Raw genomic sequence first — 15,919 nt, 5'->3', positions numbered from 1 at the left:
CCCGCGCAAGCGGCCTTCCTCTATCTGTCAGCGGGGAGAGGTGTCTCCCGATCGCGAGCGCTCACCCGGATCGCAACTCCTCCGCGTCTCTGCGTCTCTGCGCGAACCCTTATCTTTCTTTTCTCCGCGCCCTTCGCGCCTTCGCGTGAACCATTATCCCTTTTCCGCCGAAATCCGCCGAAAAAGGGATAACCGGCCTCCGCCGGGGAACGCTTCCCCTCAGAACGACGCCGAGATCGTCACGCCGTACGTCCGCGGATCGCCCGGCTGCCCGACGATCAGGCCGGTATTGCCCGACTGGGTCGCGAGCAGTTCGTAGTAATTCTGGTCGAACGCGTTGCGCAGCCACAGGAAGGCGTTCCATCCATCGTCCGCGCGGTAGCCGAGGCGGAAGTTCGCGAGGCTGTAGCCGTCGATATACGTATAGGCCGAGGGCGACGGGTTGGACGAGAAGCGCGAGCGATAGCTGCCGTCGAAACCGAGATAGGCATTGCCGTCGGTGGTCCCGATCTTTGCCGGCAGGGTATATTCGGCGCCATAGCTGAACGCCCATTTCGAGATGCCGGGCAGGCGCTGTCCCGATACGTCGCAGGCCGACGGGCTGATGCCGCCGGCGGTGCCCGCCGGGCTGGTCTGCTGCCCCGTCGCCGGCGCGCTGCCGCCCGACAATTCGGGCGGGCAGGGGGCGTCGGTGAAGCGGACGTACTTCGCATCGGTATAGGCGGCGTTGGCATAGAGGTTCAGCCGCTCGGTCGGGCGGAAGGCGGTGTCGAGCTCGACGCCGCGGGTGCGCACCGCCTCCGCATTGGCGAGGTAGCCGCGCAGCACGCCCAGCTGTCCGTTGGTCACCGTCGCCTGATAATCGCCGATATCGGTCCAGAAGGCGGCGAGATTGGCGGTGATCCGCCGGTCGAGCCACTGGGTCTTCAGCCCCAGCTCGTAATGATTGACCTGTTCGGGCTTCACCTGCGCCGCCGCGAGGATCGGGTTGTTGCTGCCGTCCAATGGCAGGCCCGACAGGTTGATGCCGCCCGATTTATAGCTGCGGGCATAGGTCGCGTACGCATGGACGTCGCGCGCCACGTCATAGGCGAGGGTCACGTCGCCCGACACGTTCCAGTCGTCGAAATCGGGGCGATACGACTGCGGGGCGAGCACGCCGCGCTGGTCGTTGGTCAGCGTGGTCGATCCGCTGCCGGTGGTGACGACCGAGACGTAATCGCCGGTCTTCTTGTCGTAATTGACGCGCACCCCCGGCGCGATCGAGAGCGCGTCGGTGATGTGCCACGTCGCCTTGCCGAACACCGCCGCGCTGGTGTTCGAGAAACCGATGGTGTTGCGCGCGGTCAGGCCGTTCAGCACCGCCGGGTTGCAGGCGGCCGCCGTGACGGACGCGCAGCCGGCGCTGCCCGGGGTGACGCTGCCGGGGTTGAGCAGGAAGCGCGACGCGGCCGGCCCCTGGACCTGCAACCCCTGCGTATCGATCGTCTGGTGGAAATAGAACAGGCCGGCGACGTAATCGACGGCACGTTTGCCGTTCGACGCGATGCGCAGTTCCTGGCTCCACTGGCGCTGCTGCGACGGATTGGCCGACACGGTGGTGATCGGCAGGCCGGTGAAGTCGCGGTCGTTCGACGGGTCCCAGTTCCAGAAACGCCACGCGCTGACCGAGGTCAGCGTCGCCCCGCCAAGGTCGAGATTGCCGACCAGCGAGACCCCGCCCAGTTCCTGTCGCGCACGCAACGGCGTGTCGAGGTCGGTCAGCCGGTCAAAGGCATTGGTCGAGGGCGGGGCATAGCCGAACGCGGCGGCGAGCGCGGCATATTGCCGGTTCAGCGGGCGCTGCGTCGTGCCGGTGCGGACATAGATCTGCGCGCAGCAATCGGGGTTCTGATGACCATAATCGCCGTACAGCGTCACATCGAGATTGGGCGCGGGCGTCCACAGCAACTGGCCGCGCACGCTCTGGTTATCCTGCGCATTGGCATAGCCGCCCAGCACGGTGTTGCGGATCGTGCCGCGCCGCGAGGTGACCGAGGCGGAGATGCGCGCGGCGAGCTTGCCATCGACGATCGGGCCGGAGGCGGATGCCTTGGCCTGGATGAAGTCGTAGTTGCCGGTGGTGAGTTCGACGCGGGCTTCGGGGGTGAAGCTCGGCTTGCGGGTGGTGATGTTGATCGCGCCCGCCGTGGTGTTCTTGCCATAGAGGGTCCCTTGCGGCCCGCGCAGGACCTCGATCCGTTCGGTGTCGGTGAAGTCGAACGTCGCCGAGGCGATGCGGCTGTAATAGACGCCATCGACATAGATGCCGACGCCCTGTTCGATACCGTCGTTGGTAAGACCGAACGGCGCGCCCAAGCCACGGATATTGGCGGCCGAATTGCGCGGGTTGGTCGAATAGAATTGCAGCGTCGGTTGCAGCTGGGTCAGGCGGTTGACGTTGTACGCCCCGGTATCGGCCAGCGTCGTGCCGCCGATGACCGAGATCGCGATCGGCACGCTCTGCACCGTTTCCACCCGGCGGCGGGCAGTGACGACGATGTCCCCGCCGCCCTGTGCGGGGGCAAGGCGGCCGGTATCGGCGCGCGGCGGGTCCTGTGTGGTCTCGGTTTCGGGTGTGGCCTCTGCCGGTGTGGCCTGTGCGGGGGTGGCGGTTGCGGGCGCGACCGGTTCGGGCACCACCGGCGTGGCGACCTGCGCCAGAATCAGCGCCAACGACAATGCCATGCGTAATCTCCCTGTATTACGTGGGAGAATGGCCGGGATAGCATTGCCGATCAATAGAGTGGGGATTTAGGGCGGGGGTAGTTTTGCTTGGGGGCGATCAGTGTGGCCGCATTGCCTGTGTGCGTTCCGGTTCGACCGCCTCGGCAAGGTGGATCAGGCCAGGATCAGTCGGTCGACGGCGAAGCGCGTTCCTCCGCTCGATCACACGGCACGATGGTCGGGTGTCGGACGGACTATCTGGATCAATCGGCGGGGATTGATTCAGAGGGCGATGAACTACGCCCGTTTGGATAGCGACGGAGGATGCCGCTGTTTCCCGGTCCCGCCCGTTCGCCTTCGCGTGAACCGGCCCGCACTCCCTCGAAAGGAATGCAGGCCGGTTCCCCGATCAGAAGCGCAACCGTGCGCCGGTGCTGATCGCTGCCCGATTGTCGCTCGATCCGGTCTGGGCCGAAGCGGTCGAGAACAGGTCGAGACCGTCGGTCACGCGCTGGATGAGGCCGGCGCTGATTGTGCCGACCGTCTGTGCGCGACCCGCGCCCTGTGCCACCAGCCCGAGCGGCCCGCCGGCATAGCCCGCCACCGCATCGGCACGCTCGCCCTTGATCTGGTAGCGCAGACCCAGCGACACGAACGGCCGGAATGCGGCGTCCGATGTTTCTGCCCGGGCGAAGCCGATGCCGGCATCGGCGAAGCTAGCGACATGCTTGTCGGCAGCGACGGTCAGCGCGAACGGGCCGCCCGCTTCGACTGCCCCGTCGCGCGACGTGCGGATATAGGTCACGCCGGCGCGCGGCCGCAGTGCCCATTCGCCCATGTCGATCGTGTAGTGCGCCGACAGGTCGCCGACGACACTGGTCAGGTCATAGCTGGCGCGCGACGCGACGCTGGCCGGCAGCGCGCGGTCGGTATCGGCCTTGCCGCCATGATAGGCGAGCGACGCGCCGAAGCCGAGCTTGCCGGCTTCGTGGCGGCCATGGACACCCGCGACCCAGCCATCGACGCCGGTGCGCGCGGCGAGGGCATCGATGCGCTGGCGGCTGTTGATGAAGCCGGTAAAGGCCCCGACCGACCATGCGCTGTCACCATAGCCGATGCCGCCGACAAAGCCGTAGCTGTTGGTGGCGGCACGCGACACGCCCTCCGACCTATCGGCGGCGAGCCGGTACCAGCTGCCGATCGCCTGCCCGAAGGTGAAGCCGCCGGCTTCGCTGCGGTTGGCGGCGAACCCCGGACCACGGGCGATGTCGGTGAGCGCCAGCGCGTTTTCGACGCCGACCTGCGTCGCGCTGGCATAGGCTTCGGGGGTCAGGCGCGCGAACGCCGCCGCATTGGACGCGCCGCCCGAAGTGGTCAGCGCCGGCAGCACCGCGAACAGCGCACTGGTCGCGGGCTGGGTCTGCAGCACGGTGTTGGCATAGTCGATCGAGCGGCCGACCTGCGGGCTGAAGCTCGCATCGTTCAGGAACTGGCCGAGCAGCTGGATGCGATCGGTGCGCTGGACGACGAAGCCGAACAGGCTGTCGGGCTTCTGGATCGTGGTGAAGCTGCCGGTGATGCCGCCGCTGGCGGTGATCAGGTCGTAGCTGGCCCCGGGACGCAGCGTGCCGCTCTGCGTCAGTTGCAGCGTCGAACCCGATGCGATCGCGAGCGTGCCGTTGATGACCAGCTTGTCCTGCGCGGTCGGCGTGAATTCGAACAGCGACAGCGAGCCTGAGGCGAGCGCGACATTGCCGTTGGCGGTCATCGTGCCCGGCGACGCACCGGGGCTGAGGATACCCGCGACGGTGACGTTGCCGTTGACGGTTCCCGCCGAGCCGAAGGTCGCGCCGCTGCGGACCGCGAAGGTCCCGTTCAGCACCGATCCGGCTAGTCCGACCAGACGTCCGCCGGTCATATCGACGCTGCCCAGCGTGGCGGTGCCCGACACGGTCGCGAGACCGCCCGACATTGCCAGTGCCTCGACATTGCTGACGGTGCCGAACGCCGCGGTGCCGCCGGTGATCGCCAGCGTGTCGCTGCCCGCGCCGCCATCGACCGAACCGGTGAAGCCGCCGGCGATGGTGAAGCGCTGGTCGCCGCTGCCGAAGCGGATCGGGGCGGTCAGCGTCGATCCGCTGGCGAGCGTCAGGCCGGTGCCGGCATTGACCGCGTCATAGCCATGGGTGCCGGTCAGCGTCAGCGCGCCGCTGCCTTCGCTGGCCAGCGTTTCGAAGCCGGTGAGCGTGGTGCTGGCCAGGCTGCGGTCGCCGGTCAGGACGAGGGTCGCGGTATCGCTGCCCGCGCCGCCCGCGACGGTGCCGGTGAGCGTACCGGCCAGACGCAGCGCATCGTTGCCGGCCCCGAGGTCGATGACCCCGGCAAGCGTGCCGCCCGACGCGACCGTCAGCGCCTGCGCGCCATCGCCGAACGACAGCGACGCATTGGCGGTGCCGAGCGTGCCGGCAACGGTCAGCGCGCCGTTGGTGAGCGCGACCTGTTCGAAGCCGGTCGCGGTCCCGGTCAGCGTGACCGGGCCGGTATTGGCGAAGGCGAGGGTGTCGGTGCCCGCGCCGCCGTCATAGCTGCCCGTCGCGGTCGCCGTGCCGAGTGCGAGCATGTCGTTGCCCGCGGCCAGCGCGACCGAAGCAACGTCACCATCGACCATCACCTGTTCGGCGGCATCCGAACCGGTGACGGTACCGAGCGAGAAGCCGCCCAGCGTCGCGTTGAGGCCGGTGCCGGTCAGCGTCGTCGTCTGGAAGCTCTGGACAAGGCCGAAGGTCAGCGTGCCGGTGCCCTCGATCGACAACCGTTCGAAGTTGCTGTGCGCATTCAGGCCGGTGCGATTGCCCGCCAGCACGACGCTGTAGCTGTCGGTGCCGGCACCGCCGTCGATGCCGCCTGCGACACTGCCGTTCGGGCCATCGACGAAGCTGTCGTCGCCCTCGCCCAGCAGCACCGCGCCACCGATCGTGCCGCGATTGACGACCTGGTCGTTGCCGCCGCCCAGCGTAATGCCGCCGGCGACGGTGCCGTCATTGACGACCGTTTCGACCGCGTCCGAACCGGTGATGGTGAACGGTCCGTCACTGGTCAGCGTCTGCCCGGCGGCGACGCTGATCGCGCCGCCCGACAGGTCGATCGTGTTCAGGCGGAAATTGCCGGTATAGCGGACCTCGCCCGATCCGGTCTGGCTGAAGCGTTCGAAATTGATGAACTGGTCGCCATTCAGCGTGCCGCCACCGGTCGCATCGACGATGAAGCTGTCGTCGCCGTCGCCGGCATCGACCGTACCGATGAGCGTCGCCGACAGGCGATGGAGGAAGGTGTCGTTGCCGGCACCGAGGAAGACGTCACCCTCGATCCGGCCGTAATTCTCGATCCGGTCGGCGCCCTTGGAAAGGTCGATCGAACCGATGATCGTGCCGGTGTTGATGATGCGGTCGGAGGTGAAGCTACCTTCTTCGTCGGTTTCGATCGAGGTCAGGATCGCGCCGGCCAGATAGTCGGATTCGATGTCGTGACCGAAGGTCGAGTTTTCCGGGTCGGCCAGACGGCTGCCTGCTCCGCCGCGGATGATGCCGGCGTTGGTAAGGTCGAGCGCGCCTTCGTCGACGGCGATCGCGGCCGATCGGGTGCCGGTCGCCTCGATCACGCCCGATGCGGTGTTGGTCAGCTGTGTCGTACCGCCACCGTTGACGACCAGTACGCCGACGCTGGGGACGATGAAGTTGAACCCGGTGTTGAAGTTTTCCTCGACAATCTTCTCGCCGGCATTGGCGCTGATCGTGCCGGAATTGGTCACGGCGATGGTCATGACACCGGGACCGCGACTTCCGCGCAATACGACGGCGGCGCCACCGGCACTGGCGGCTTCGACCAGTCCCTTGTTGTCCAGCGTGATCGACGCCCCGCCGGTCAACGCGTTATCAGCGCGCAGGGTCAGCGTCTCGGGCCGATCGTAGGTTTCCGCCGAGGTGATCGTCCCGGTGTTGGTGAACGACAGCGACTGCGAACCGGCAATCGGATCCGGCGAATAATCTGCCCAGAATTCTGCAGAGACGCTGCCGTTGATCGTGCCGGTATTGCTGGCGGTCAGCACCGAGCCGTTACGAACGAACAGGTTGACTGCCGATAGATCGACGTCGCTGGTATCGATGCGGCCGGTATTGGCGAACGTGAGCGTGTCGTTCGCTTCGATATCGACGCTGCCGTTACGCATGAAATCCAAGACGGGCGCTCCACCAATCGTCCCGGTATTGGTGAAGCTACGCGTTTTGCCGCTAACAGCACTGGTGATCGTGCTCTGGTTGGTGAAGTTGCCCAGCACCGCGCCAAACTGGAACCTGCCGCCGACGAACTGATCGGGCGTGCCGAGCGTCAGACTCTCGATCGTCGCGGTGTTCACGATCGCGCCGTCGCCGGTGAGCGCAACCGAACCGGTGATCGGCTCGATGGCGCGCAGCGTCACGACGGTATCCGCACCGATTGCGCGCACGCCCTGCCGTTCGAAATTGGTCGTGCCGTTCAGGCTAAGCGTTACCGTGTCGCTGGCGCGGCGGGCCTGGATCAGTGTGTCGATGCCAGCGCCGCCATCGATCGTGCCGTTGATGCTGAGGGGGGTGTAAGCGGTCAGTGTATCGTTGCCGTTGCCGAACAGCAGGTTGCCGTCGAGCGTGCCGCCATCCTGGATGTAGGTCCCGCTGCTGAACGATCGACCGGAAGCGAGATAGCCCAGGTCGACGGTCCCGGTGATCGTGCCGGCATTGGTCAGCGTACCACTGCCCATCCGGATCGCCAGTCGCTCGGTCTGTCCTTCGGCCAAACCGCCCGCGATCGTTGCACCCGCGGCATTGTTGATCGTGCTGGACGTCCCCAGTGCGATGGCGAGGCCACCGAAGCTGCTGATGCGGCCGCTGTTGGCGATCGTCATGCCCCTGGTATCGCTCTGCACCGCGACGCCGCCGACATTGATCGTGCCCGAATTGGTCAGCGTCGTGGCATAGCTGGAGCTGCCGAGCACGCCGATCGACGTGCGGTTGCGCGTCGATTGCGAGATGGTGCCGGTGTTCACGATCGTACCGGTATCGCGGATGCCGATCGCGCCGTTGAGCGAGATCCGACCGCTATTGGTGACCTGCGACGCCGACCCCGACCCCGAATTGGACGCACCCGAAATGGCGGCGACTTCATTCGGGCTCAGCTCGGCGCGATCGGCAATGGTGATCGTGCCGCTGTTGGTGAAGCGGTCGCCATTCTGCAGCATGACCACCGCGCCGGTGAAATTGCCTTCCTCGATACGCAACAGGTTTAGATCGCCGCTGCTGGTGATGGTCAGCGCGTTGGTGCCGGCGGTTTCGCCCGGCGCGAGCGTTGGGGAAATGCTCTGGATCGCGGCACGCAGCACGGTGCTGATGTCGCCGCTCAGGTCGACGCTGCCGCGACCGGCGACCAGCAGCGTTTGGTCCGACGTGCCGCTCAGCGTCAGCCGGGCGTCGTTCGACAGTTCATAACCGAGGCTGGTGAAGCCGGCGCGTTCGGCAAGGACGTCTGTCGCATCCGCGCGCACGCGCAATCGCAGCACGGAGCGGCTCGCAGTGACCTGTCCGGTGATCCCGGCAAACGCACCCGTGCCGGTGTTGACGAAATCGGTGACCAGCACATCGGCGCGGCCGAGCGTCAGATCACCGTTCAGCACGCCGCCGGGCAGCGCGAAATAGCGGTTGCGGGTGCTCGTGTTGGTGATGGTGTCCGTCGGGTCGGCGAAGACGACGTTGCCGTTGATCGTGCCGGCATTGGCGACGATGTTGTTCGAGGTGTATACCCCGCTCAGCAGGCCGGAGATCGCGGTCGGTCCCGACACGACGCCGCCCGCCCGGTTGTCGAGCGTCGCGGTGCCGCCGAGGATCGTGCCGGTCCGCGTACCCTGGATGGTACCGGTATTGACCAGCGAGGTGCTGGTCAGCCGTGCGCCGGTCTGTCCGTCGATCCGCCCGGCATTGGTGCGTTCAATACCGGCCGCACCGCTGGCCAGCGCAAGGGCGATGCCGTTCGACGACTGGATGACGCCGGTCGCGCCGTTGGTGAAGCTGTCGCCGGTCACGCGCATGCCGGTGAAGAATGAATTGATGGTGCCGTTGTTGACGACGATGCCGTTGTTGACGGCCCCGGTCGTCGCATCGCCGAGCGACACGGCGTTGCGCGCACTGTTGATCGTGCCGTTATTCTCGAACCGGCTGAACCGGGCAAGATCGATCGCATAAGGCGTGCCGCGGGTGGTGGTCAGCGCGATCGTGCCGTTGTTGGTCAGCCCGGGGGTGCCGGCGACCGACAGGTCGTTGGCGATGACCTGACCGAGCGTGGTCAGTACCGCATTGTTGACGATCGTCCCGCCGCCGCCGATTGCCAGCGCTTCGGTTCCGGCAGCGCCGGCGGCCAGCGTGGTGGTGGTGCCGGCATCGGCGATCAGCGAGAAACGCTCGAACGCGGTCGGCAGCGTCAGCGGCACCGCGACCGTGGTATCTGTAGCAAAGCGCAACCGCACGGTGTCGGTGCCGGCACCGCCATCGATCGCGCCAGCAACGCCGTAGCGTAGCTGCGTTCCATCATAGGCGGCGATCAGCGTATCGGCGCCCGAACCGAAGAGCAGCGATCCGGTGATCTGCCCGGCGGTCGAATCCACCGTGCTGCCGGACGTCGTCGAGGTGCCGCCGGCCAGCACGTCGCCGACGATCGTGCCAGCGTTGATCAGGTTCAACCTGTCGCGGACGGTGATCGCGGTCGTGCCCGTGCTGGTGATGCGTCCGGCCGCACTGTTGTTGATGGTCAGTATCAGAGCGCTGATTGCGGCTTCCGCCCCCAGGTTCTCGATCGTCCCGTTATTGTTCAGCGCGTTGAAGAAATCGATCGACACGGTCGGCGTGAAATCGTCGGTGGACCGGATCGTACCGCTATTGTTGATGACACCGGTCGACGGCGAATTGCCGAACTGACTGATTGCCCCGATGCCACGCTCGGTGCTGACGATGGTCCCGGCATTGTCGAGCGTGTCGATCGGCGCCGAAATTCCGTTGATCGTTCCGCCTGCACGATTGACGATGGAAGAAAATGGCACGTTGGAATTGGAGGATGAGAGAGCAACGCCAAAAGCGGACGCGCCGATCACGCCGCTATTGTCGATGCTGCCGCTGGCGGCGTTGGATTGCCCCGAGATCCGCTCAAGGACGACGCCATCCTTCACCTGTCCGCCGGCACCGACGGTCAGCGCCAGCACATGGGCATTGGTATCGCCTGCGATCGGATCGACGTTCAGGAACACGCCTTCATTGACCAGCCCGTTGATGGTCAGTGCGACCGGTCCGCCATTGGCGGTCGACTGGATGCGTACGTCGATCCCCGGCCTGCCGTTCGCGCCGCTGACCGTCGCGGCCTGATCGACGACGACGGTCGTACCCCGGGTCGAGACGACCAGACCGTCGGCATCGGTGCCGCTGCAGATGGTGGTGGCACCGGAAATGGTCGGATCGGGTGCGCATTGGGCGAAGGCCGGTCCTGCCAGCATCAGCGCCACCGTCATCGCACTCGAACCCAACGCACGAGCCCGCACCTGCCGCGATTGCGACATCTCGTTCCGACCGATCATGATGTTCCCCTTTTAGCAGGAGGGCGCTTACAATCCGGTCGGGATGTTGTCGAGATTTTCGATGATATTATCGGTGCTAATACAGCCGTTATATCCATTTCGGTTTAATTGGATCTCTCACAAAGGCCCATGGCGGCGCCGGCATGGTTTATAAGCTATTTATATTGGTAAATCACCGAAGCCACCTCTCCGCTCTATTCGTAGATCGTGAATTCGGAGCCTCTCGGGCCTGAAGGGGAATTCAACATTGGAAAGCAAGGATGTTGCACCATTGCTTGTCCGGATTGGTTCAATGTTCCCGATGTGACCAAAAGGTGCCGGACATCCGGTCGCCGAGGTATCCCGGGTGGTGGAAGGAGAGCGTTCGCAAGGGGTGCGCCGGGACGTGTTCCCCCATCAGGGAGAGAAGTGATAAAGGGAGTGCAGGATCATCAAGTAATTAGATAGGTCCGGCAATAACATGCTTAACGGGTATTTACCAAGTTTCCGCATAAATCTCTTATCCGCTGCCCCATTTTGACCTGAACTTAATCTTTCCCGGCGAGAACGTCTTCCGAACGGAACAGACGATGCGGTCCCGGACCGTGGCGGAGTTTCGGGTCAAAGCATTCGAATGGCGATCGTCGCACGCGCGCCGATCGGTCGAGCCGGTCATGGCGTGCCCCTGTCGGGGCGTAACCTCCATGCGCCGCGACCGGTCGGAGCGGGCGCAAAGGGGGAATATAAGTGAAGTCTTCGGCTATCCGTTTGCCGCGTCGGCGATTTTTGAAGCTTAAGGGCAACATGGTCGAGCTGGCGGTCGGCCTGCTCGTCGCCGTGATGATCGAAACCCAGTCGGCGCATGCCGAGACGCTCCCGGCCGATACCGGTGCCGGCGATGCCGGTCCCGTCCCCACCGACGCGCTGCCTGAAGCGATCGCCGCGATCGATCCGGAAGCGATCCGCACCCTGTCGATCGACGAACTCAAGCAACTGCTCGATGCCGAGGCACTGGCCTCGCTTGGGCTCGACAGCGAATTCATCCAGCTTCTGGACGTCGATGCCTCGGCGGCGATCCGTCGCCTTGAAACCGCGTTCCGCGAAAAGATCAAGGTCGCAGCCAAGGGCGAGGCGAAGATCGCCGCCGCCGGCGACGCGCATGGCGACGTCGCCCATGCCGAGCGCGCCAGCGCTGACACGCATCATGACTCGGCGCTCGACGGCGGCTTTTCGCCGCTATGGCTGCTGGCCGGGCTGGCGGTGGTCGGCGGCGGTGTCGCGCTGGCCGGCAGTGGCGGCGGCGACAAGGACGGTCCCGCGCCCAACGTCGTGCCGAGCGCGAGCGCAGACAGCTTCACCACGGCCGAGGACACCGCCGTCACCTTCGACGTGCGGACCAACGACAGCGACCGCGATGGCGGCACGCTGACCGTGACGCAGATCAACGGCACGGCGATCACCGCGACCACCCCGGTGACGATCACCGGCGGCGTCGTCAGCCTGAATGGCGATGGCCGGCTGACCTTTACGCCCGCCGCCAATTTCAACGGCAGCCCGAGCTTCACCTACACCGTATCGGACGGGCAGGGCGGCACGGCCACCGCAACCGTCACCGGTACCGTCACGGCGGTCAACGACGCGCCGGTCGCGACCAATGACAGCTTCACCACCACCGAGGACACCGCCGTTACCGTCGCGGTGCGCGCCAATGACCGCGACGTCGACAGCGATACGCTGAGCGTCACGCAGATCAACGGTACCGCAATCACCGCGACCGCCCCGGTCACGGTCACCGGCGGCGTCGTCAGCCTGAATGCCGGCGGCGATCTGCTCTTTACCCCGACTGCCAATTTCAACGGCAGCCCCAGCTTCACCTATACCGTGTCGGACGGGAAGGGCGGCACGGCCACCGCAACCGTCAACGGCACCGTCACCCCGGTGAATGACGCCCCGGTCAACGCGCTGCCCGCCAGCGTCGCACCGGTGGCGCAGGGTAGCGCCGTCGCGATCAACGGCCTGTCGATCGCCGATGTCGACGGCGGCAACGCCAGCTTCACCACCACGCTGAGCGTTGCGCACGGTGTGCTGGTCGCCGGCACCGTCGCCGGCGGCGCCACGATCAGCGGCGCCGGCACCGGTTCGCTGGTGCTGACCGGCACGCTGGCACAGGTCAATGCGACACTCGCCACGATCGGCTATACCAGCGCTTCGGGCTATGCCGGCGCGGAAACGCTGACCATGGTCACCAGCGACGGTCAGGCGACCGATACCGACACGCTGAACCTGACCGTGGCACAGGTCACGCAGGGCGTGGTCATCGACGGCTATGTCGCCGGTGCGCGCATCTTCTTCGACGCGAATGGCAACGGTGCCTATGACGATGGCGAAGTGGTCGCCGTCACCGACGCACAGGGCCGTTTCACGCTGGTCGGCGAACCGGTCGGCACGATGATCGCACTGGGCGGCGTCAACACCGACACCGGTCTGCCCAACACCATTGCGCTGAAGGCCCCGGCGGGTTCGACGGCGGTAACGCCGCTGACCACGCTGGTCGCCGAACTGACCCAGACCGGCGTCGACGTGGCAACCGCGCAGGCGCAGATCGCCCGCGCGTTCGGCCTGCCCGAAGGCACCGATCTTGGTAGTTTCGATTTCCTTGCGCCCACCGCCGATCCGGCGATCGGTTTCGCGATCCAGAAGGTCGCGACCCAGATCGCAACGGTGATGATCCAGGCGCAGGCAGCGGGCGTCAGCGCCACGGCGGTCAGCGCCCAGATCGCCCAGATGACGAAGACCGGCGCGGTCGATCTCGGCAATCCGACGCAGCTGGCGAACGTGCTGGTCGCGGCCGGTGGTGATGCGGGCGTGGCGACGGCCGCCGCGCAAAAGGCGGCAGCGATCAACCAGGCGGTGGCGAGCGCGACCTCGCCCGGCGCGCTGGTCGACACCGTCCGCGATCTCAACCAGCCCGATGCCAACCTGCCGCCGGTGACGCTGGCCGATGCCGCCAAATTCGGTCTGGGCATGTCGGTACAGATCGGCGTGCTGGCCAACGACACCGATCCGAACGGCGGCCCGCTCAGCGTCGTCGCGGTCGAAGGCCGCGCGATCGCGATCGGCCAGTCGGTCGACGTGGCGAACGGCACGGTGACGCTGGTCGAAAACGGCACGCTGACCTTCACCCCGGCGGACGGCTTCCTCGGTAGCCAGAGCTTCGGCTACACCGTGGCGGACAGCGCCGGCGCGACCGCGACCGGCACCGCCACCGCCAGCCTCGACGTGCCGCTGCTCACTGTATCGGCCGAGCAGCTCGACTTCGCGATCACCCGCGCCGCCGATCTGGCCGCGGCGGGCGTGGAGACGATCGTTGTCGACACCGCGACCATCGACGATGCGCAGGCGAACACGCTGGTCACCGCCGGCATCGATTTCGCCGAAGCGGGCGACGTGACGCTGCAGGTCGAGGGGACCCACCTCAACACCACGCTGAAGTCGCTGCAGGCGCTGCATATCGATGCGATCGCGGTCGGGGCGGGTGTCACCGCGCTGTCGCTGGAGGCGGGCGGTTCGCTGGACTCGCTCACCGTCGGCAGCCTGCCGCAGTTCGACGTGGCGCAATCGGATGCCGCGCTCGACGTGACGCTGAACGTCGATCCGGGCACGCTGGGTAGCGGGGTCGACCTGACCCAGCTGGCCGCCGGACTGCGCGACAGCGGCATCGACCATCTGGGCGTGGCCGGCAACGGCGCGCTGGCACTCGATCTGGGTCAGGCGCAGGCGTTGGCAGGCGCAGGGCTCGACTTCGCGACCACCGCCGACATCACGCTCGACGTGGATGCGGGACAGCTCGCGGGGATCGCCAGCGATCCGGCGCTGCTGGCGCAGCTCCATGTCGATCACCTCGACGTCGCCGGTGCCGCCACCATCACCGAGGCGCAGGCCGCCGGGCTGATCGGCGCGGGCGTCGACTTCGTCGAGAGCGACGATGTGACGCTGGCGGTCGAGGGTACGCACATGTCGACCACGCTGAAGGGGCTTCAGGGGCTGCATGTCGATGCGGTCGCGGTGGGCGCGGGCATCACCGTCCTGTCGCTGGAGGCGGGCGGCGCACTCGACGGCATCACGACCGGCGATTTGCCGTCGTTCGTCATCGACCAGACCGACGCCGCGCTCGACGTGACGCTGACCGTCGATGCCGGGATGCTGGGTCGCGAATTCGACATGTTCCAGCTGGCACCGGCACTGGCCGATGCGGGTATCGACCATATCGGCGTCGCCGGGTCGGGCACACTGGGGCTGTCGCTCCAGCAGGCCTGGGGCGTGTCGGTCAACGGCATGGACTTCACCCCTGCCGCCGACGTGGTGGTACATCTGGGCGCGACCGAACTGGCGGCGGTCACCGCCCCTGGCGAGGCGGCGCTGCTTGGCCAGATCAATGTCGACACGCTCGACGTGATCGAGGATCAGGCAGTCATTTCCGACGATCAGGCGGCCAATCTGGTCGCGGCGGGCCTGCACTTCGCGGACGGCGACGACATCACCGTCGCGGCGGAGGGCACGCAGATGTCGACGACGCTGCGCGGGCTGCACGACCTGAAGGTCGATGTGGTGGCGGGGACCATCGGCGGAAAGCTGGTGATCGATGCCGGCGACCTGACCGGGATCAGCGCCGACGACCTGCCGCAGTTCGACGTGGCACAGTCGGACGACCTGCTCGACGTCACGCTGCGGGTCGATGCGAGCCAGCTGGGTGCGATCGTCGAACTGGCACAGGGACTGGCCGATGCCGGGATCGACCATATCGTCACCAATCAGGATATCGCCCTGCTCGATCCCGATCAGCTGGCGGTGCTGGACCAGATCACCGACCTGTTCGGCATCGACTTCGCCTACGAACCCTTCGATCCGGTGGCACAGCGCTTCCTCGATCCCGAAGAGGCTCGCGCCGAAGCCGAACTGATCCAGGAGATGCGCAGCGGCTTCGAAGGGGCCGACGACGATGGCACCGGCGGGGTGTACCGCATCACCGACGGCGCGCATCATGCGCTGGCGGAATCGGGCCTGCTGCGCGCCTATACCGCCGATACGCTGGTCATCGACGGCACCGGTTCGTCGGACAAGCTGCTCGCGACGCTGAAGGACATCGGCGACATGGGCGTCGACGAGGTCCGCCTCGACGATGGTCAGAATGGGCCGGTCTATGTCGACCTCGGCCTCGACGGGCTGGACGGGGATAGCGGCATGGCCGAGATCCGCGCCCTGCTCCGCTCGCTGGGCGATGGGCAGAACGGACCCGATCCGATCTTCCAGGGCAGCGACAAGGTCGCGCTGGTGATGGACGCCGACGCGGCCCATGCGCTGGCGCAGGTCGAAGGCGGCGTGGAGCAGCTCAAGGCGATCGGCATCACCGAAATCGACGTGCTGACCGATGCCGACGACATGACCCCGCCGGCGTTCGGCGATGTCGGGATCGAGGTGAAGCTGATCGGGCAGGACGACGAACTGTACCGCCAGCTGCATCACGACCGGTAAGGCGCATTGATGGCCGGCCCTTCCTGGGCGGGAGGGGGCGGCCATTGGCCGGGACGG

At 66.5% G+C, this 15,919-nt stretch carries 3 protein-coding genes; 1 reads left to right on the top strand and 2 read right to left on the bottom strand.

Translation table 11 applies throughout. The features are described 5' to 3' along the window. Positions 1-219 precede the first annotated feature (219 nt). Positions 220-2,727 (bottom strand): TonB-dependent receptor, encoded by a 2,508-nt coding sequence (locus tag ASE91_RS11315; protein WP_056626305.1) that lies wholly within the window; start codon positions 2,725-2,727, stop codon positions 220-222. 388 nt (positions 2,728-3,115) lie between these two features. Continuing rightward, positions 3,116-10,351, bottom strand: coding sequence for an autotransporter outer membrane beta-barrel domain-containing protein (locus tag ASE91_RS11310; RefSeq protein WP_056626303.1), 7,236 nt, complete (start codon positions 10,349-10,351; stop codon positions 3,116-3,118). 783 nt (positions 10,352-11,134) lie between these two features. On the opposite strand from ASE91_RS11310, the gene ASE91_RS11305 reads away from it, so the two are divergent. Next, on the top strand, positions 11,135-15,862 hold the full coding sequence (locus ASE91_RS11305; RefSeq protein ID WP_056626302.1) for a cadherin-like domain-containing protein: 4,728 nt from the start codon (positions 11,135-11,137) through the stop codon (positions 15,860-15,862). Positions 15,863-15,919: the final 57 nt, after the last annotated feature.

The sequence above is a fragment of the Sphingomonas sp. Leaf62 genome (assembly GCF_001421915.1).
GTDB lineage: Bacteria > Pseudomonadota > Alphaproteobacteria > Sphingomonadales > Sphingomonadaceae > Sphingomonas.
The sequence above is the reverse complement of the archived record's forward strand: the minus strand, read 5'-3'. Positions and strand labels throughout refer to the sequence as shown.